Raw genomic sequence first — 17,311 nt, 5'->3', positions numbered from 1 at the left:
GTCGGTGATAGCGAGCCGGTGTCGGCGCGTCAGGCAGGTCAGCAGAAGGGCGCGGAGGCGCCCCCGCGCTTGTCTCCAGTCGATCACCCGGCACCCCCTCCGACCAGGCAGTTCTCCCGGCATAAGTGCGTCCGTCATACTTCTGCCGGGGGCTCTCATCCGGACGAGCCGGATGATCGGAGACATCGACGGTGCGCGTCGGCACGCCTTCCGCGGGCGATTTCGGGCAGCGGTTGCGGGGCCTCCGGGCCGATGCCGGACTGAGCCAGGAGGCGCTGGCGCACGCGGCCGGGGTGAGCGTCCGGGCGCTGGCGGACATGGAGCGCGGCCGTACGAAGGGGCCACAGCGGCTGACGGTGCAGGCGCTGGCGGAGGCGCTGGGCCTGGACGAGGCGGAGGCGGCGGGCCTGGAGGAGTGCGCGGCGGCCGGACGCCCGCGGACCAAGGCGGCCCCGACGGGTTCCGGGGCGCTGGCACTCCCCCGCGACATCCAGGACTTCACGGCGCGTGGACCGGCGCTGGCCCGGCTGCTGGAACTCGTACGGAACAGCGGTACGGGTATGTCGACGCTCGCCGGGGTCGGGGGCACCTGTCCGGGCACGTCGACGACCACCGCGCCCGGCACACCCCACCCGACCCCCACGGTCACCGTCGTCTCCGGTCAACCCGGCCTCGGCAAAACGGCGTTCGCGATCCACGCGGCCCACCACCTCACCCCCCACTTCCCGGACGGCCAACTCGCCCTGGACCTCCACGGCATGGACCCCGAGCCGACGACGCCGAGGGACGCGCTGGCCCGCCTGCTCGGCGCGATGGGCGTCGCCGACCCCGCGATCCCGCCCACCACCGACGACCGGGCCGGCCTGTGGCGCTCCCTGACCGACGGCCGCCGTGTCCTCCTGCTCCTGGACAACGCTGTCGACGAGGACCAGGTCAGACCCCTGCTCCCCGGCACCGGCCCGTCCCTGACGATCGTCACCAGCCGCCACACCCTCGCGGGCCTGGAGTCCGTGCACCGTACGGATCTGGCCCTCCTGCGCCGCGAGGAGGCCGTGGAGCTGCTGACCCGGATCATCGGCGCGGACCGGGTACGGGCCGAGGCGCAGGCCGCCCGCGACCTCGCCGACCTGTGCGGATACCTCCCGCTGGCCGTACGGATCGCCGGGCAGCGCCTCCTGAGCCGCCCGCACGAGCGCCTCGCGAAGCTGGTCGCCCGGCTCGCCGCCGAGGGGCGCCGGCTGGACGGGCTCCAGGCGGGAAGCCTGCGCGTACGGGCCGCGTTCGCGCTCTCGTACCGTCAACTCCCGCCTGCCTCAAGGACCTTGCTCCGGCGGGCCGCGCTGGCCGCGGGCGGGGACTTCAGCCCCGAGACGGGCGCGCTGCTCGCCGGTCTGCCGTACGGCGAGGCGGCGGCCCGCGCGGAGGAGCTGACCGACGCCGGGCTCCTCCAGAGCGACCCCGTCGCGGAGCGGTACGGCTTCCACGACCTGCTCAGGCTGTACGCCGCCGAGCAGGCGGAGGCCGAGGACGAGCCCGGCGTACGCGCCGAGGCCCTCGACCGCACCGCCGACTGGATGCTGCGCCGGGCCACCGCAGCCGCGCTGCACTTCGACGTCGACCACGCGCGGGACGGCGCACCGGGCGACCCCGACCCCGGCACCGCCCCCACCGGACGCGAGGAGGCGCGGGCCTGGCTGGAGGCGGAGCGGTCGCAGTGGCTGGCCGCGCTGCACTGGGCGCATGGCGCGGGCCGGCACCGGCAGGTCCTGGACGCGGCGCGGGCCATGCACTGGTTCTCCGACCTGAACCAGCACTGGGAGCAGTGGGTGGAGGTCTTCCGGCTCTCCGCCGGCTCCGCGCGGCTGCTGGGCAGCAGGCAGGAGGAGGCCGTCCACCTCAACTACCTCGCCTGGGCGTACAACCTGTGCGTGCACGACCCCCGCAACGCCCTGACCTCCGCCGATGCCGCGCTGGCGGCGGCCCGTGAGTGCGGGGACGGGCTCCAGCAGGGCTGGTCGCTCGGCTACGCCGCAGGCGCCCTCAACCGGCTGGGCCGCATGGAAGAAGCGGAGGAACGCCTACGCGAGGCGACCCGCTGCCTCGCCCCCCTGACCGCCCCCCAGGCCCGGCTCGCCGAACTGAGCCTCCTCAACTCCCTCGGCACCCTCCTGCGCCAGACCGGCCGCGCGGCCGAGGCCCTCGACATCCACCGCCGCAGCGAACGCATCTCCCTCACGGACGTCCCCGGCCGTACGTCCGACGTCATGGCCATGTACCAGGCCGTCGCCCGCCAGCAGATCGGCAACGACCTCGCGGCGCTGGAACGCTGGGCCGAGGCCGAGGCACCCCTCCGCCAGGCCCTCGCCTCCTTCGACGCGGCGCAGATGCCGTCGTGGTCGGAACAGGCGCGGCTGGATCTGGGCCGGGTGCTGGGGGCGACGGGTCACCCCGAGGCACGGGAGGCGCTGCTCACTGCGCATGACGCACTCGCGGAGATGCGGAGCCCTCGCCAGGCGGAGGCGGCGGAGGCGCTGGCCGCGCTCGACAGGGGGTAGTAGCGGTCGCCACGCAGAGCGGTTCACCTGACCGGGGGTCGGAGGGCGACGTAGGCGGCGTCACTCGTGAGGCGGACGTGCGGGATCGGCCGAGGTGTCCCGCTCCTCGTAGGTGTGTGTCCTTGCGTGCCGAGCCACTTGGCGTTACGGCCCTGACCGTCGTCCTCGTCGCCGGACTGACCTCGTGGCCTTCCTCCGCCTGGGCCGAGGGGCCGACGCCGTCGCCGTCGCCGTCGGAGAGCCGCAGGGCCGATCCGGTCGAGGTCTTCTTCACCGGAGGCGACAAAGTCCATTACCGCGTGGCGCAGTCAAGTCGACGTCGACATCATCGGCGTCGCCGACTCGCCGGACAAGCTGGTGACCCCCGTTCAAACCCACGCCTGCGGCGGCTGACAGGGAAGAGGAGCACGTCGTGAAGGACAGCTCTGGGAACGACGACGTAAGCCTTCCCATGAACGACTGGTCCCAGGACGGCCGGAACCGGCGGGTGGCCTGGCTGACCGTCTACCCCACGGTCGGGATGACCCGGCAGCACCTCCCGATCCTCCCCATGACCCGGGTCATGATCGACTCCATCCACCGCATGGGCCACCTGACCTTCACCGCCCCGACACGTTCTGGGACCTCCGGACGGACGCGGACTGGTACGCCCTCTCCGATCCGCAGGCCAGGACGGACGTCACGGTGACCGTCTCGACGGAACCGGGGTCGGAGTTCGATCCGGCGCGGGTGCTCGACCACGCCGCCGAGCGGTCGATCGGGCACCTGCGCATCGCCCACGCGACCGGTACGGCGTTCACCGCGTCCGCCCCCGAATGGACGCCGGACGCGGCCGCGTGGATCACGGAACTCGTCGTGAACTCCCTGCGGAACGCCGGGGCACAGGGGTCCGCGGTGATCACGGTGTCCGCGAGCTGAGCACCTAGCGCTTCTTCCAGTCCCCCACGAGCAGCCCGAGGATCACCTCGTCCACGAACTCCCCCATCACCCACGCCGAGGACTTCAGCACGCCCTCGCGCACGAAGCCGTTGCGTTCCGCCGCGCGCAGCATCGCGTCGTTGTCCGCGAGGGTCTCGACCTGGAGGCGGTGGAGGCTGCGGACGACGAACGCGTACTGGCAGAGGGTGGCTACGACGTCCGTGCCGTACCCCTTGCCCCGGGCGGACGGGAGCAGGCTGATGCCGACGTGGGCGTACCGGTTGTGGGTGTCGATGTCCCACAGGCTCGCCACGCCGATCAGTGTGCCGCCCTCCAACTCGACGACGGAGAAGGGGACACGGTCCTCCTCCACCTCCTCGTCCGCAGCGGCGCCCTTGGCGTCGGGACTGACCGGACGCCAGGGTTGGTCGTCCGCGCGGACGGAGTTGGCCACGTCGTTGAAGAGCTCGGTACGGAGGATGGGGAGATCGTCCTCGTGCCGGGCCCGGAGCCCGATCCTGGTGCCTTTGAGCATGTGAGCTTCTTATCGGGCGGGGTTGGAGGGGGGCAACTGGATTAGAGGGAGGTGGTGAAGGTGCGCCAGGTGGTGGGGGTGAGGGTGAGGAGGGGGCCGGTGGGGGACTTGGAGTCGCGTACGGCGATGGTGTGGGGGATGTTGCGGGCGACCTCGACGCAGTCGTTGCTGGCCGTGCTGTAGCTGGACTTCACGAACTGGAAAACGGGCATGTTCTACATTTCCTTGTACAAGCTGTCGATCAGCGCCACGGAGTCGTGTGGAGCCAGACTGAGCCGAGACGTGCGGTCAAAGAGCGTTGCGTAAGTATCGCTCTCAGCTTCGTTCTCCACCCAGATCATGTCCATGATGGTGTCAGCATGGACAACGTCGAGAGCCTTGTCCCCCGCGAAGGAAATGACACTGAACGGGCCTGCGATGCAGGGGTGAGCACCCGTTCGGTACGGCAGCACCTGAAGACGCACGTTGTCCAGCCTGGCGAACTCCAGTAGCCGTTCCAACTGGGCGCGCATGACGCTGTGGCCACCGACCTGCTGCCTCAGCGCCGCTTCCCAGATCACGGCGTGGTAGTGGAGCGGATCCTCACTCAGCAGGCGCCCCTGACGCTTCTGCTTGACCTCGACGATGCGCTCGATCTCGTTGGGGTCCTCCCAACGGCCTTCGGCGACAGCCAGCGCCCGCGTGTACCCGGACGTCTGAAACAACCCCGGAATCAGCGAGGGTTGCCACGTACGCACTCGGCTCGCGACGTCCTCCATGGCGATGAACTCGGCCATCGCCCCATCCCCCACAGAACCACGCCACCACCCCCTGGCCTTGCGCCGCTCACGGTCCAGCTTCGCCAGTTCAAGCAGCCGTGCCAGCGCCTCCTGGTCCTCCAATCCGTACGCCTCGCAAAGGATCCGAACATCCGGGTCCCGCATCGGCACCCAGCCCTGTTCCATCTTCACGATCTTCGAGTTGGTGGCGTTGATCGCCTCGGCGGCCTGTCGCTGTGTCAGCCCGGCCGCGTCGCGCAGGCGCAGCAGCTCCCCACCCAGCTTGCGCGCAAGGACAGTTGAGGTCCGGTTGCCCAGTGGTGTCGTACGAGTCACCGACCCAGTGTGTCCCATGAACCACAGCCCGTCACCCTTTGGAGACAATAATCTCCGATTCGCTTGCGCCCGAGAATCGAACCCCCCTACCGTCAGGCCAACCACCGCACAAGGGAGGCCGGAACAATGCCCACCCACCACGAAGACGAACGCACCTACACCCCCACCCCCCACAACGTCACCCGCGCCCGCACCCGAACCGCCGAACTCACCACCACCTGGGGCCACCCCACCCTCGCGGGCGACGTAGCCCTCGTCACCAGCGAACTCACCACCAACGCGATCCTCCACGGCTCCCTCCGCGACCACCTCATCCTCGTCCGCCTCTCCACCACCGACACCACCCTCCGCCTGGAGGTCAGCGACCCCCGCACCACCCGCATCCCGAGCCCCCGCGAAGCGATCCCCACCGAACAGTTCGGCAGGGGCCTCACCCTGGTCAGCGCCCTGTGCCACGACTGGGGCTACGGCCCCCGCGAGGGCATCGGCAAAACGGTCTGGGCGGAGTGGAAACTCTCCGACTGACCGGCACCTGGACGGGGAGCCGATGCACACAACCCGTTCCACCGGATCCCGCAGCCGAAAGAGCCCGTACAGACGAACGCCCCACCCCTCACCCTCCGCGACATCGCCCTGCCGACGATCACCGCCGGGAACGGCGTCGCGTCCCACGCCGAAGGCGGAGGCTGAGGTCGCCCAGATCCACGACGGCCACTCCGCCGACGCCCGCACCTCGCCATAGGGCTCCCGTCGGACCACTCCGCGATCCCGCCGTGGCGCAGCACGACCACCGAGACGAAGCCACAGCATCCGCCGGTGCAGTCGGGCTCGCCCAGCTCCACGCGTCGCTCCTCGCCGGTCACCCACAGGGGCCACGCCCGTCGGCGGGGAGCATCCGAGGCCCTCTTGAGCTACCCCTTCACCTTCATCTCACGAAACTCCTTCCTAACAGTTCGATAAAATTACAAGTTCCTCCACTTCATCCCCTCGCCCACGCCCTAGGTTCTACACACCAGTTTTGTGATCAAGCGTTCGATGGCCACCCACCCATGGCGTGACGGGCCGAGAGCTCCGACCGTGCGCACGGCTCCGCGCCTCTACCACCACCTGCGAGAGCCCATGCCCGACACGCAGTCCTCCGACTACACCAAGCGCCTCACCCGCCTGGAGACGTCGGGAATCAAACGGTTCCTGCCCACGCAAGCGCCCTACCGATGGAACCTCAAGCGTCTGAAACTCGGCAGGGTCCTCGACGTGGGCTGCGGTCTCGGCCGCAACCTCCTGAACTGTTCGCCGGAGAGCGTGGGGGTGGACCACAACGCGCACTCGGTCGCCACCTGCCGGGAACGCGGACTGACCGCCTACACGTCCGAGGAACTCGCGGAGGCCCCCGACTGCGGTCCGGGCTCCTTCGACAGCCTGCTGTGCGCGCACGTCCTGGAGCACATGGACGAGGAGCTGGGGGTCAGCGTCCTCGACCAGTACCTGCCGCTGATCAAGCCGGGCGGGTCGATCGTGCTGATCACCCCGCAGGAGGCGGGCTACAAGACGGACGCCACACACGTACGCTTCGTCGGCTTCGAGGAGCTCCGCAGCCACGCGGAGGCCGCGAAGGTGACTGTCACCCGGACATACTCCTTCCCCTTCGCCCGCCCGGTCGGCAAGGTCTTCCCCTACAACGAGTTCGTCCTCGTGGGCACAGTCCCCTCCTGACCGGCCCAGCCCTCACCTCGGTGAGGGCTTCTTCAGGGTCAGCTATTCACTCAGTACATATACCTGGTGCATACTGCTCCCCATGAGCACCCGTCACATCCTCCTGGGCCTGCTCGTCACCGGCCCCAGCCACGGCTACGACCTGAAGCGGCGCCACGACGAGCGCTTCCCGCAAGCGCGCCCGCTGGCGTACGGGCAGGTCTATACGACGTTGCAGCGGCTCGTGCGGGACGCGGTCGCGGAGGTCGAGGGGACCGATTCCGACGGCGGGCCGGAGCGGACCGTGTACCGGGTCACCGAGAAGGGGCGCGAGGAGCTGGAGGAGTGGGCGGCCGAGATCGCCCCGCCCGCCCCCTTCGTCGCCAACGAGATCTTCGCGAAGGTCGTCGTCGCGATTCTCAGTGGCGGGGACGCCGGGGCGTATCTCGCCGCCCAACGCGCCGCGCACATGGAGCGGATGCGGGAGCTCACCGCCGTGAAGACAGGGCGGGGGGCGGACCTCGCGACCGTGCTGTCCGCGGACTACGCCCTCAACCACCTTGACGCCGACCTCCGTTGGATGACCACCACGGGGGCCAGGATCGTCACACTCACCGAGGAGGTCGACGCCGGATGACGGACAGTGCGCTGCTGTCGGGGCTCGGACTGGGCAAGACGTACGGTGCGACACCCGCCCTGCGGGACGCCTCGCTGGAGCTGGCCGCGGGCGAGATCCTCGCGGTGACGGGGGCCAGCGGGAGCGGCAAGTCGACGTTGCTGCACTGCCTTTCGGGGATCGTGCAGCCGGAGAAGGGCTCGGTCGTGTACGCCGGGAAGGCGCTGGACGGGCTCGCGGAACGGGAGTTGAGCGAACTGCGGCGTACGGAGTTCGGCGTCGTATTCCAATTCGGGCAGCTCATACCGGAGTTGACGGCGCTGGACAATGTCGCGCTGCCGCTGCTGCTCGCCGGGCAGCGCCGGGACACGGCCCGGACCGAGGCGCGGGAGTGGCTGGAGCGGTTCGGGGTGCTGGGCCAAGAGGCCCTGCGGCCGGGGGAGATGAGCGGCGGCCAGAACCAACGCGTCGCCCTCGCCCGCGCGTTGATCACCGGCCCCCGCGTCGTCTTCGCCGACGAGCCCACGGGCGCCCTCGACTCCCTCACCGGCGAACAGGTCATGACGGCGCTCGTCCACACGGCCCGCGAGAACGGTACGGCCGTCCTCGTCGTCACGCACGACGCGCAGGTCGCGGCGTACGCGGACCGCGAGGTACGGATGACCGACGGGGTGGTCGAGGCGGCGGAGGTGCCGGCATGAGCACCTCCCCCATGAACACGTCCCCCATGAACACCCTCACCAACGACCTCCGCCTCTCCTGGGCCCTCCTGCGCGGCTCCGACCGGCGTGAGTGGTGGCGGATCGGGCTCACCGCCCTCGGCGCCGGGCTCGCGACCGGGCTCGGGCAGTTCGCCGCCGCCCTGTGGTCGCTCCGGGGGTACCACGAAGTGCCGTACGCCGCAGGGCTGTTCAACAGTCCCGGTGAGCGGCGCGGCATCGTCTTCGCGCTGGTCCTGCTCCTCGTACCCGTCCTCGCGTTCCTCGGGCAGTGTGCGCGGATCGGGGCCGTGCACCGGGACCGGCGGCTCGCGGGGCTGCGGCTCGCGGGGGCCGGGGCGGGGCAGGTGCGGAGGATCGCGGCGCTGGAGACGGGGCCCGCGTGTCTCGTCGGGGCCGGGGTCGCCAGTGCCGTGTCCGTCGCCGTGCTGGCGAGCCAGTGGAAGGGGGCGAGCCTCTTCACCTGGGCCGGGGTCGCCGCCGTCGCGCTCATGGTGCCGGTGGTCGGCGCGGGGGCGGGGCTGCTGGCGCTGCGGCACGTGGTCGCCTCGCCGCTGGGGTGGGTGCGCAGGGTCCGGCCGCAGGTGGGAAGGGGTGCCTGGGCCGTGGTGGCCGGGTCGGTCGCCGGGGTGCTCGCCCTGACGTTCATGGTGTTCGTGCTGAGCGTCGGCCTGGTCCTCGTCCCCGTACTCATGCTGATGCTCGTGGTCGTCGTCGGGATCGGCGCCGTGGGGATCGCGGGGGCGCTCGCCCGGCTCGCGGGGCGGGTGCTCGCGCCCCGGGCGCGGTCGGCGGCCGTACTGATCGCGGCGGAACGGCTGCGGGACGACCCGTGGGCGGCGGCCCGTACGCATGCGGCGGTGCTGCTCGTGACCGTCGTCGGGACGGGGTACGTCAGTGTCCGCGCCGTCCTCGTCGACGCCCTCAGCCGCGGCCGGCACGCCGAGAGCGACGCCTTCTACCTCGCCGGCCTCGACCTCACCGCCGCCGCGATCGGCCTCGGCCTCCTCATCGCGCTGTCCGGCCTGGCCGTCGGCGCCGCCGAGTCCCTCGCGAGCCGCCGCCGGGGGCTCGCCGCGCAGGTCGCGGCGGGGGTGCCGCGTACGGTCCTGGCGCGGGCCCTGCTCCTGGAGACGGCCCTCCCGCTGGCCCCGGCGGTGCTCTTCGCGGGCGGCGGCGGGGCGGTGCTCGGCGCGTGGTACGGGGCTCTGGCGGACGTACCGGTGCCGTGGAGCACGCCGCTCGTGCCGCTCGCGGTGTACGGGGCGTGTCTGCTCGCGGCGGCGACGTCGTTGCCGCTGCTGGGGAGGGCCGTGCGGCCCGGGGAACTGCGGCAGGCGTAAGCCCGTACGGATCCCCCACCCCCCATGCCTCCCGCCCCGGAAACGCGAGGGGATTTCCGGGGCGGGTATACGAAAGCCCGGATCTCAGGCCGATATGCCGTCGATCCGGGCGAGTGCGTCGTCCGCGCCGTATGGCCGCAGGTACGGCAGCCAGCGCGGGTCCCTATGGCCGGTCCCGATGATGCGCCAGGCCAGTCCGGTGGGTGGGGCGGGTTTGTGGCGCAGGCGCCAGCCGATCTCCGTGAGGTGACGGTCGGCCTTCGTGTGGTTGCAGCGCCGGCAGGACGCGACCACGTTGTCCCACGCGTGCTGGCCCCCGCGGCTGCGCGGGATGACGTGGTCGACGCTGGTTGCGACGCCACCGCAGTACATGCACCGGCCCCCGTCACGCGCGAACAGCGCGCGGCGGGTCAGGGGGACGGGCCCCCGGTAAGGGACTCTGACGAATCGCTTGAGCCGGACCACGCTGGGCGCGGAGACTGTGACGGTCGCGCTGTGCAGATAGGCGCCGGAGTCCTCCAGGGAGACTGCCTTGTTCTCCAGGACGAGGACGAGCGCGCGGCGGAGCGGTACGACGCCGAGGGGCTCGTACGACGCGTTGAGGACCAGGACATGCGGCACGGATGCCTCCTTGGGCGTCGGCGGCGCGTGGCTCGCGCCGGGACGATCTGTCAGTCAGTCTCTCCTCTTGCCTGGTGAACGCGCCACCATGTCCCGGTAACGGGCTGGGAGTGTTTTCGACCACACCCCGATGATTTCCGCCGCCGGAGCCCTTCAAGCGCGGGTGAGACAGGTCTCTGTCACCTCGATCGGACAGACCTCCACACAATGCCCCGTTAGTGTGGTGAGCCTGCCCGCACGGTGACCTTTTCGTGACCTCGGGCCGCCGTTGCTCCTGGAGGTTCCCGCCGTGTCCCTGTCCGCCGTCTCGCCGACTCCTACGCCGTCGCCGTCCATGTCACCCGACGTGACCGTGCCGACGCTCCAGGACGCGCAGGAGAGCGCGACCAACGCCGCGAGCTGGGTCGAGCAGAACTGGTCGACCTGGCTGGCGATCGGGCTGCGGGTGCTGCTGATCGTCGTCGTCGCGGTGATCCTGCGGAAGTTCGTCCTGCGGGCGATCACGAAACTCATCGACCGCATGAACCGTACGGTCGAGTCCGTCGACGGCACCGCCCTCGGGGGCCTCCTGGTCAACGCCGAACGCCGTCACCAGCGCTCCCAGGCCATCGGGTCGGTCCTGCGCTCCGTCGCGTCCTTCCTGATCCTCGGCACCGCCGCCCTGATGGTCCTGTCGACCTTCCAGATAAACCTGGCGCCGCTGCTCGCGTCCGCCGGTGTCGCCGGTGTCGCCATCGGTTTCGGCGCCCGCAACCTGGTGACGGACTTCCTCTCCGGCGTCTTCATGATCCTTGAGGACCAGTACGGCGTCGGCGACCAGATCGACGCCGGGGTCGCGACGGGCGAGGTCATCGAGGTCGGCCTCCGCGTCACCAAGCTGCGCGGCGCCGACGGCGAGATCTGGTACGTCCGCAACGGCGAGGTCAAGCGCATCGGCAACCTCTCCCAGGGCTGGGCCACCGCCGGCGTCGACGTCACGGTCCGGCCCACCGAAGACCTCGACCACGTCAAGGCCACCCTCGCCGACGTCGCCGAACGCATGAGCAAGGAAGAGCCCTGGAACGAGCTCCTCTGGTCCTCCATTGACGTCGTCGGCCTCGACTCCGTCCTCCTCGACTCCATGGTGATTCATTTGACGGCTCGAACGATGCCGGGCAAGAAACTCGCTGTGGAACGGGAGCTGCGGTGGCGCATCAAGCGGGCGTTCGACGCGGCGGACATCCGGATCGTGGGCGGGGTGGCGGTGTCGGGGGAGGTGGAGGTCGTGGATCCTTCGGCGGGGGTGGCGGCGCCGGCGGTGTTCTCCAACGCTGATTCGCCGCAGGTGGCGGCTACTACGCCGATCTCAGGGCAAGGGCGGATCGCGGGAAAATAAGGGGGAATTCCTGTCAGAAATCCCTACATATAAAGAGCCAGCTTCCGAAATCACCATAGGACATCGGAAGCTGGCGTCACGCCCGGGAATCTAACTCCCCCGCCGCACACCAAGAGCGAAGAAGAGGATCACCCTACTGACAAAGCGCCGTCAACGCCATTCGGTAGGAATCTTCTTTACTTGCTCCAGGAGGTCCCAACCTTTGGGACGGAGTTTTGGGCGGCTCCACACTGCACCCTGCCCCAGCCAGTAGCCGCGATAGTTACGCAGACTCATGACACTGGCGTCGCCGACGTTCGGCTCGTGGTCACAGCACGGGCAGATATTACTCTCGTCCGGCCATCCCCCTTCCCAGAACGAAGACCCGTCCTCGTATCCACAGACACGGCAGATGGTCTCCCGATCAGACCCTGACAGAATTTCGGGATCAAGGGGATTTTCAGGGGTGGATGACATCTACTGTTCGACTCCTTCTGCGGCAGGATATTTCACCGCTCTACACCGTTTTCCTTGAGGTAGTGTTCAAGTGTAGGGTATCTGCCTGGGTCATATCCCCGAGGATTGGTGGCCGACGCGGGCTCCGGCCGCATCAGCGTTTTCGGTATGCCGTCTTGAGTGTACGAAGTCAGAGTATTAGTACTCTTCTCGTAGATCACATAACCCGTGCCGCCAGGGCGATCGAATATGCGGTACCCACTTGGAGGTGGCGTTTTATTCATGGATCTCATACGGTGAGCCAACTCCACATACTCCGTAAGTGAAGAAATCTCCGGAAATTCTCCCTTATGGAGGCCCCAGTGCCAGGCAGCATTTTCGACATTCTTCTTTTTCTTCGAGGCAGCCCAGACATGCGGGACCTTCCCATCGGCCCGCATCGACTTGCCGAACGCCTCGACCGCCGAAAGGCCGTTCTTCCCCCACTTGCCACCCGTCGCGCCCCAGCCGACGACGGGAATCACCGCCGCGCACGACAAGCCGGCGTTGATGGCGTCGCCCTCGGCCCCGTACCAGCCGCAGTTGGCGAGGTCGAATCCCTCGCCGACAACGGGGATCATGCCCGCGGCGTCCAGGACGAGATGGCCGCCGGTGGCGATGTAGTCCCACCAGCTGCTCTCGTCCCCTGCCGCGAGGTCGGCCAGGGCGTCCTCGAAGGCTTGGGCTTCGGCCACGTCTCGCCGGTAGTCGGCGTCACGGAGGGTTTCCTGGATCTCCTGGAGGATTTTGGTCGTGACGGCCCGGTACGCGTCGTCGGCGGCCTTTCCCGCCTCCGTCGACGACTTACCCGCGGCGTCCGCCGAGGCACGTGCCTCGTTCGAGGCTTCCCAGGCAGCGCCGGCCGAGCCCTGGGCAGCGACGGCCGAAGCGGTGGCCTGGGCAGCGGAGTTGCTCGCCTGGCGGGCCGCCGCGTGGGCGTTCGCCTCGGCCGTGCGGGCCGTGCGGGCGGAGGCTGCCGCTTGGGCCGCTGATTTCTCGGCGGCGGTGGCGGAGGCACGGGCCTGGGCGGCGTACTCGTCCGCCTGCTTGGCGGACGCGGCAGCCTGCTGGGCGTACCCGGCCGCTTCCGACGCCGCCTTGCGGGCCTCGGCGGCGACCTTCTGCGCGAGGGCCGCGTTCTGCTGGGCGGTCGCCGAGACCCGGGCCGCGCCCGAGACCAGCCGCTGGACACGTGCCACATGGGTCGCCGTCAGGAAGTCGGCGCGCTGAGCGGAGTACTGCCCGACGCTGATGAACGCGTGCAGCACGTCCGGCGGCCCGGCCAGGGCGACCTTCGCGGCGGCCGGCAGTTCGGCGCCGCCGCTCTCCATCAGCTGCACGGCGCGCACTCGCTCGTCGTCGGTGCGGGCGGTGAAGTAGCCGGTGGTGAGGAACTGGCGCATGCGGTCGGTGGAGTTCGAGTCGAGCACAGCGCGCCCGGCCTCCGTCACCCCTGGACCGGCGCCGTCGATGAGCCTGGTGATCTCGATGCGGTAGTCGTGAGCAGCCGCCGTGTGCTGGCCGGTGGCCAGGAACGCGCGGATAGAGGCGGCGTCGCCGTCGAGCGCGGCCTCGGCCGCCGTACGGACGTCGGCGGACTCCGCGTCGGTGGCCAGCTGGAGGACCCGGCCGTGTTCGTCCTGTTCCTCGGCCCGCTTCAAACCCGTCCGCAGGTACTCGACGACCTGCCCGTCCGAGACTGCCAGCGCCACCTCGGCCGCGGTGACACTCCATGGGCCACGCGTCGACGCGATGTGCAGCGCGACCTTGCGACCCTCGGCCGCGGCTTCGACCACGTCCACGTCGGGCCGTGCGGCCTGTTCGGCGAGGGCGGCGGACTCGGCGTCCTTCGCCTTCGCCTCTTCGGCACGGGCCTTTCCGCGTGCGTCGCGCTCGACGGTCAGCTGCTTGACGTACTCGGCACGGTCCGTCGACTGCGCGCTGCGGGCGGCCAGTTCGGCCGTCTCGGCTTCCCGGGCCAGGTCGAACGTCTTGCGCGCCGTGGCGACGGCGGCGGTGGCCACGTTCGCCGCGGCGGTGGCCGCGTTCGCGTGCTTGGTGGACTCCGTGGCGGCCTTCGCGGCGTCGCCCGCGTGTTTCGCGGCCTCCTCCGCGGCTGCCGCGGCGTTCTCGGCGTGGGTGGCAGCCGAGTTGGCGGCGTCGCGTGCCTCGAAAGCGGCCTTGGCCGACCGGTTCGCCAGTGCCTGCGCGGTGTTCGCCGCGCTGGTGGCGTTCGCGGCATGCCGATGGGCGTCGGCAGCGGCGGCCCGCGCCCGCTGGGCCTCGGCGTCGGACACGCCCGCGTGTCCGCTCGCCGCGGTCGCCGCAGCCGCAGCGGCATCCGCGTTGGCTCCTGCGCTGATGGCAGCCTGCGCCGCGTTGCCCGCCTCGGTGGCGGCCTGCCCGGCGAAGTCGGCGGCGATGGCTGCGGTCTTGGCACCCTGCGCGGCGTCCCTGGCCTTCTGCGCGGCCTGGTTCGCGGCGTCGGCCTTGGTCACGTCGGTCGCCGCGTCCGCTGCGGCGTTACGTGCCTGCGACGCTGCCTGGGCAGCCGCGGCGGCAGCCGATGCGGCCTGGGAGGCGGCGTTGGCGGCGATCCGCGCGGAGGTGTTGGCGGCGGCTGCCGAAGCGATGGCCTGCTCGGCCGCGCGCGCCGCACCCTGGGCGGCGTCTGCGGCTCGTCCGGCCGCGCTCGATGCCCGCCGGGCGTCGGCGCCGGCGGCCTCGGTCTCCTTCGCCGCCTTCTGCGCGGCTTCCTTGGCGAGCTGCGTGGCCTCGATCGCCCGGGCCGATGCCTCCTTGGCCGCCTCGGTCTCCTTGGCTGCCTGCCGTCCCGCTTCCGTCGCCTGCTGCGCAAGGTCGGCGATCGTCGCCTGTTCCTGGTCACGTGCGCGGGCGATGTACTGGCCGACGGCGAGGAACTCGCGCACGTCGTCCACCGTGCCGCTCAAAGCCGCACGGCCGGCCTCACGGGTGGCCTGGCCACCCGTGCTCATGATCTGTACGAGGGCTACGCGGTCGTCACTGTCGCGGGCCGCGTACTGGCCGTCGTTCAGGAAGCCCCGGACGTCCTGGATGGTCCCGTTCAGGGCCGCCCGGCCCTTGGCCTGCACCTCGCGCCCGCCGAAGGACACGACCTGCGCGGCCTGGACCCGCTGGTCCTCTTCCAGCGGCTTCTGCCAGCCGTCCTTGAGGAACGTCGTCAGCTGCTGCGGGGTGCCGGCGAGCGCCGTCCGAGCAGCCTCGCGCACCGCGCGCCCGCCCATGGAGAGGATCTGTACGGTGCCGACCCGGTCGTCGCTGAGCTGCGCAATCGCCGCTTCCTGGTCCAGGAACCGGCGGACGTCCGTATCGGTACCGGTGAGAGCGACCTCAGCCGCCGCGCGTGTACCGGGTCCCCCGGTCTTCCAGATTGCGAGGACCTTGCCCCGGTCCGTCGGCGGAATGTGTTCAAGGCCCGTCGGATCGGGTTCGAATGGCTCGTCCACCGCTGCGGCGGGCACACCGGACATGAGCCCGCCCAAGAGGGCCATGAGCAACGAGAGACTCAGCGCCGTGGCCGACTGCCTGACTTTGCCGCGCCGGACTACGGCAGCCCCTTCCGTAAGGAGCTTTATCGATTTATTTTTTCTTCTTGTCAAGAAACGACAACCTCTCCGCTTCATGAGGTGGCTCCGGCCCGCCGAGCGAGCCGGAGCCCTGTCAGAGGTCAGTTCCAGCTGCCGGTGAGGGCGAGGGACGTGGGGTCGGCGGGGGCGCCGGGGGGTGTGTCGGCGGGTTCCCAGGTGCCGTCCACGTGGCGGATCGTGTGGAGGATGCGGCCGTCGCGGATGACCGCGGTGTGGAACTCGTTGTCGACGGTCGTGGCGTCGACGGCGGTCACCGGGCCGGTGCCCAGGACGCCGGTGAGGTTGCCGAACGAGGTCCAGGTGCCGTCGGCGATGCGGGCGACGTGGCGGGCGGTCCCGGTGGGCTCGACGAGGACGGCCTGGAGGTCGGCGGTGCTGGTGCCGGAGAACGCCATCGAGCGGACGGTGGCCGGTGCGCCGGAGATCTTCGTGATCTCGCCCCAGGTGTCCCAGGTCCCATTGGTGTTGCGGATCGTGTGGTACGCCTTGCCGCTGTTGGCGATGACACCGACGTGGGTGGTGTCGCCGACCTTCGTGACGGTGACGTCGGTGGGGCTGGTGAGGGTGCCGGCCGCGGCGGTGACGTCGCCCCACTTCGACCATGTGCCGGAGGCGTCCCGCACGGCGTGGTGGACCCGGCTGCCGGTGATCGCGACCAGGCCCAGGTTGGAGCCGATGGAGGTCACGGCGATCTTCTTCAGCCCGGCCAGTGCGCCGAGTTCGCCGGTCAGGGGACGGAAGGCGACCCAGGTGCCGTTGGGGTTGCGCTTCGCCTCGTACACGACGTTGTCCGCGCCGAGGGCGAGCACGGTGTTCGTGCCGCTGACGGCCGCGTCGGACGCCTGGGCGATGTCGCCGATACCGCCGGCCGCCCGCTCGACGTCGCCGAAGGCCGACCAGTCCCAGTTGCTGTCGCGCGCCGTGTGGAAGAGGTCCTTGTTCGCGACGGTGACCATCTGCAGACGCCACGGGGTGAGCGTCGAGGCGGTGGACTGCCTCACCCAGGCGGCGAGGTCGTCGACACGGGTGGCGAGAGCGTCGGTACGGGTCTCGGTGACACCGAGGCAGCCTCCCTGCCAGGACGCGGTCGTCACCGCCGCGAGCTCCAGCAGGCCGTCCTTCTCCCGGAAGACCGGCGCACCGGTGTCGCCCTTGCAGACCGGCGTGCCGTCGATCTGGAGCTCGGTGGCGTCGACCCGGTTGACCGTGAACGTGCCCGAGCGCAGCGTACCCGGTATCCAGGTGTCCTTGGTCCGGCCGTATCCGGTGCCCTTGAACTGCTCGCCGGCCGTCGGCGCGGTCGCACCGATCCGCAGCGGGGTGATACCGCGTACGGGGGTGGCGAGCCGGGCCAGCACCAGGTCACGGTCCGCGTGCGGGACCAGTTCCACGACGTCCCTGACCTGACCTGCCGTGGTGGCGAGGTCGGTCCGGCCGATCGTCGCGGTCGTCTTCCATTTCGGCGCACCCGCGGCGACCGTGAAACCGGCCGAGGGATCGGCGGCGAAACAACTGCTCGCGGTGAGAATCCACTGCGCGTTGACCAGGGTGCCGGTGCAGGAACGGAACGTGTCACCGATTGCCAGTTTCGCGGTGAACGCATATGACGGGGCTGCTACAGAAGCACCGTCCAGCGCTGTGGCCTGGGTGCTGGTGCCCAAGGAGACGGCGACGATCGAAGTCGTGACGAGCGCGGTGGTACGCAGACGTGATGGGGTACGGCGCATGGAACACTTTCTG

15 protein-coding genes are annotated in these 17,311 nt (G+C 70.3%); 9 read left to right on the top strand and 6 right to left on the bottom strand.

From position 1 onward, the window contains the following. Window positions 1-191: 191 nt before the first annotated feature. The 3 genes from ACLZOT_RS41355 (at window position 192) to ACLZOT_RS41345 (ending at window position 3,473) form a co-directional block, all read left to right on the top strand. Window positions 192-2,555 carry an ATP-binding protein gene (locus tag ACLZOT_RS41355; protein WP_416974360.1) on the top strand — a complete coding sequence of 788 codons (2,364 nt, stop codon included), beginning with the start codon at window positions 192-194 and terminating at the stop codon, window positions 2,553-2,555. 412 nt (window positions 2,556-2,967) lie between these two features. Continuing rightward, on the top strand, window positions 2,968-3,243 hold the full coding sequence (locus tag ACLZOT_RS41350; RefSeq protein WP_416974359.1) for a hypothetical protein: 276 nt from the start codon (window positions 2,968-2,970) through the stop codon (window positions 3,241-3,243). Further along, window positions 3,240-3,473: a hypothetical protein gene (locus tag ACLZOT_RS41345; RefSeq protein ID WP_416974358.1), complete on the top strand. Its 234-nt coding sequence runs from the start codon at window positions 3,240-3,242 to the stop codon at window positions 3,471-3,473. The genes ACLZOT_RS41350 and ACLZOT_RS41345 overlap by 4 nt, the downstream gene beginning before the upstream one ends. 4 nt (window positions 3,474-3,477) lie before the next feature. Here the strand turns inward: ACLZOT_RS41345 and ACLZOT_RS41340 are convergent, their stop codons facing one another. Genes ACLZOT_RS41340 through ACLZOT_RS41330 form a run of 3 tightly spaced genes read right to left on the bottom strand, consistent with a single transcriptional unit; the run spans window position 3,478 to window position 5,102 of the window. Further along, window positions 3,478-4,008: a GNAT family N-acetyltransferase gene (locus ACLZOT_RS41340; RefSeq protein WP_416974357.1), complete on the bottom strand. Its 531-nt coding sequence runs from the start codon at window positions 4,006-4,008 to the stop codon at window positions 3,478-3,480. A gap of 41 nt (window positions 4,009-4,049) precedes the next feature. Beyond that, window positions 4,050-4,220: a DUF397 domain-containing protein gene (locus tag ACLZOT_RS41335; RefSeq protein WP_416974356.1), complete on the bottom strand. Its 171-nt coding sequence runs from the start codon at window positions 4,218-4,220 to the stop codon at window positions 4,050-4,052. 3 nt (window positions 4,221-4,223) lie between these two features. Next, window positions 4,224-5,102 (bottom strand): helix-turn-helix domain-containing protein, encoded by an 879-nt coding sequence (locus ACLZOT_RS41330; protein ID WP_416974355.1) that lies wholly within the window; start codon window positions 5,100-5,102, stop codon window positions 4,224-4,226. A gap of 126 nt (window positions 5,103-5,228) precedes the next feature. On the opposite strand from ACLZOT_RS41330, the gene ACLZOT_RS41325 reads away from it, so the two are divergent. The 5 genes from ACLZOT_RS41325 (at window position 5,229) to ACLZOT_RS41305 (ending at window position 9,472) form a co-directional block, all read left to right on the top strand. Next, window positions 5,229-5,627, top strand: a complete 399-nt coding sequence (locus ACLZOT_RS41325) for an ATP-binding protein (protein WP_416974354.1) — start codon at window positions 5,229-5,231, stop codon at window positions 5,625-5,627. 594 nt (window positions 5,628-6,221) lie between these two features. Continuing rightward, window positions 6,222-6,815, top strand: a complete 594-nt coding sequence (locus ACLZOT_RS41320) for a class I SAM-dependent methyltransferase (protein ID WP_416974353.1) — start codon at window positions 6,222-6,224, stop codon at window positions 6,813-6,815. Between the two features lie 82 nt (window positions 6,816-6,897). Continuing rightward, window positions 6,898-7,431 carry a PadR family transcriptional regulator gene (locus ACLZOT_RS41315; RefSeq protein ID WP_416974352.1) on the top strand — a complete coding sequence of 178 codons (534 nt, stop codon included), beginning with the start codon at window positions 6,898-6,900 and terminating at the stop codon, window positions 7,429-7,431. Further along, window positions 7,428-8,111, top strand: a complete 684-nt coding sequence (locus ACLZOT_RS41310) for an ABC transporter ATP-binding protein (RefSeq protein ID WP_416974351.1) — start codon at window positions 7,428-7,430, stop codon at window positions 8,109-8,111. Before ACLZOT_RS41315 ends, ACLZOT_RS41310 begins: the two co-directional genes overlap by 4 nt. Next, entirely contained in the window at window positions 8,108-9,472 is a 1,365-nt protein-coding gene (locus ACLZOT_RS41305) for an ABC transporter permease (protein ID WP_416974350.1), read from the top strand. Before ACLZOT_RS41310 ends, ACLZOT_RS41305 begins: the two co-directional genes overlap by 4 nt. An 84-nt stretch (window positions 9,473-9,556) precedes the next feature. Here the strand turns inward: ACLZOT_RS41305 and ACLZOT_RS41300 are convergent, their stop codons facing one another. Continuing rightward, window positions 9,557-10,093 carry an HNH endonuclease gene (locus tag ACLZOT_RS41300; protein WP_010354180.1) on the bottom strand — a complete coding sequence of 179 codons (537 nt, stop codon included), beginning with the start codon at window positions 10,091-10,093 and terminating at the stop codon, window positions 9,557-9,559. A gap of 334 nt (window positions 10,094-10,427) precedes the next feature. On the opposite strand from ACLZOT_RS41300, the gene ACLZOT_RS41295 reads away from it, so the two are divergent. Continuing rightward, window positions 10,428-11,468, top strand: coding sequence for a mechanosensitive ion channel family protein (locus tag ACLZOT_RS41295; RefSeq protein ID WP_416974349.1), 1,041 nt, complete (start codon window positions 10,428-10,430; stop codon window positions 11,466-11,468). A 488-nt stretch (window positions 11,469-11,956) separates the two neighbouring features. On the opposite strand, the gene ACLZOT_RS41290 is transcribed toward ACLZOT_RS41295, so the two are convergent. Continuing rightward, a complete protein-coding gene (locus ACLZOT_RS41290; protein ID WP_416974348.1) occupies window positions 11,957-15,454 on the bottom strand; it encodes a hypothetical protein in 3,498 nt (1,165 codons plus the stop codon). Between the two features lie 197 nt (window positions 15,455-15,651). Next, window positions 15,652-17,298 (bottom strand): S1 family peptidase, encoded by a 1,647-nt coding sequence (locus ACLZOT_RS41285; protein ID WP_416974347.1) that lies wholly within the window; start codon window positions 17,296-17,298, stop codon window positions 15,652-15,654. Window positions 17,299-17,311: the final 13 nt, after the last annotated feature.

Source organism: Streptomyces sp. 4F14 (assembly GCF_048159485.1).
Classification (GTDB): Bacteria; Actinomycetota; Actinomycetes; order Streptomycetales; family Streptomycetaceae; genus Streptomyces.
The sequence above is the reverse complement of the archived record's forward strand: the minus strand, read 5'-3'. Positions and strand labels throughout refer to the sequence as shown.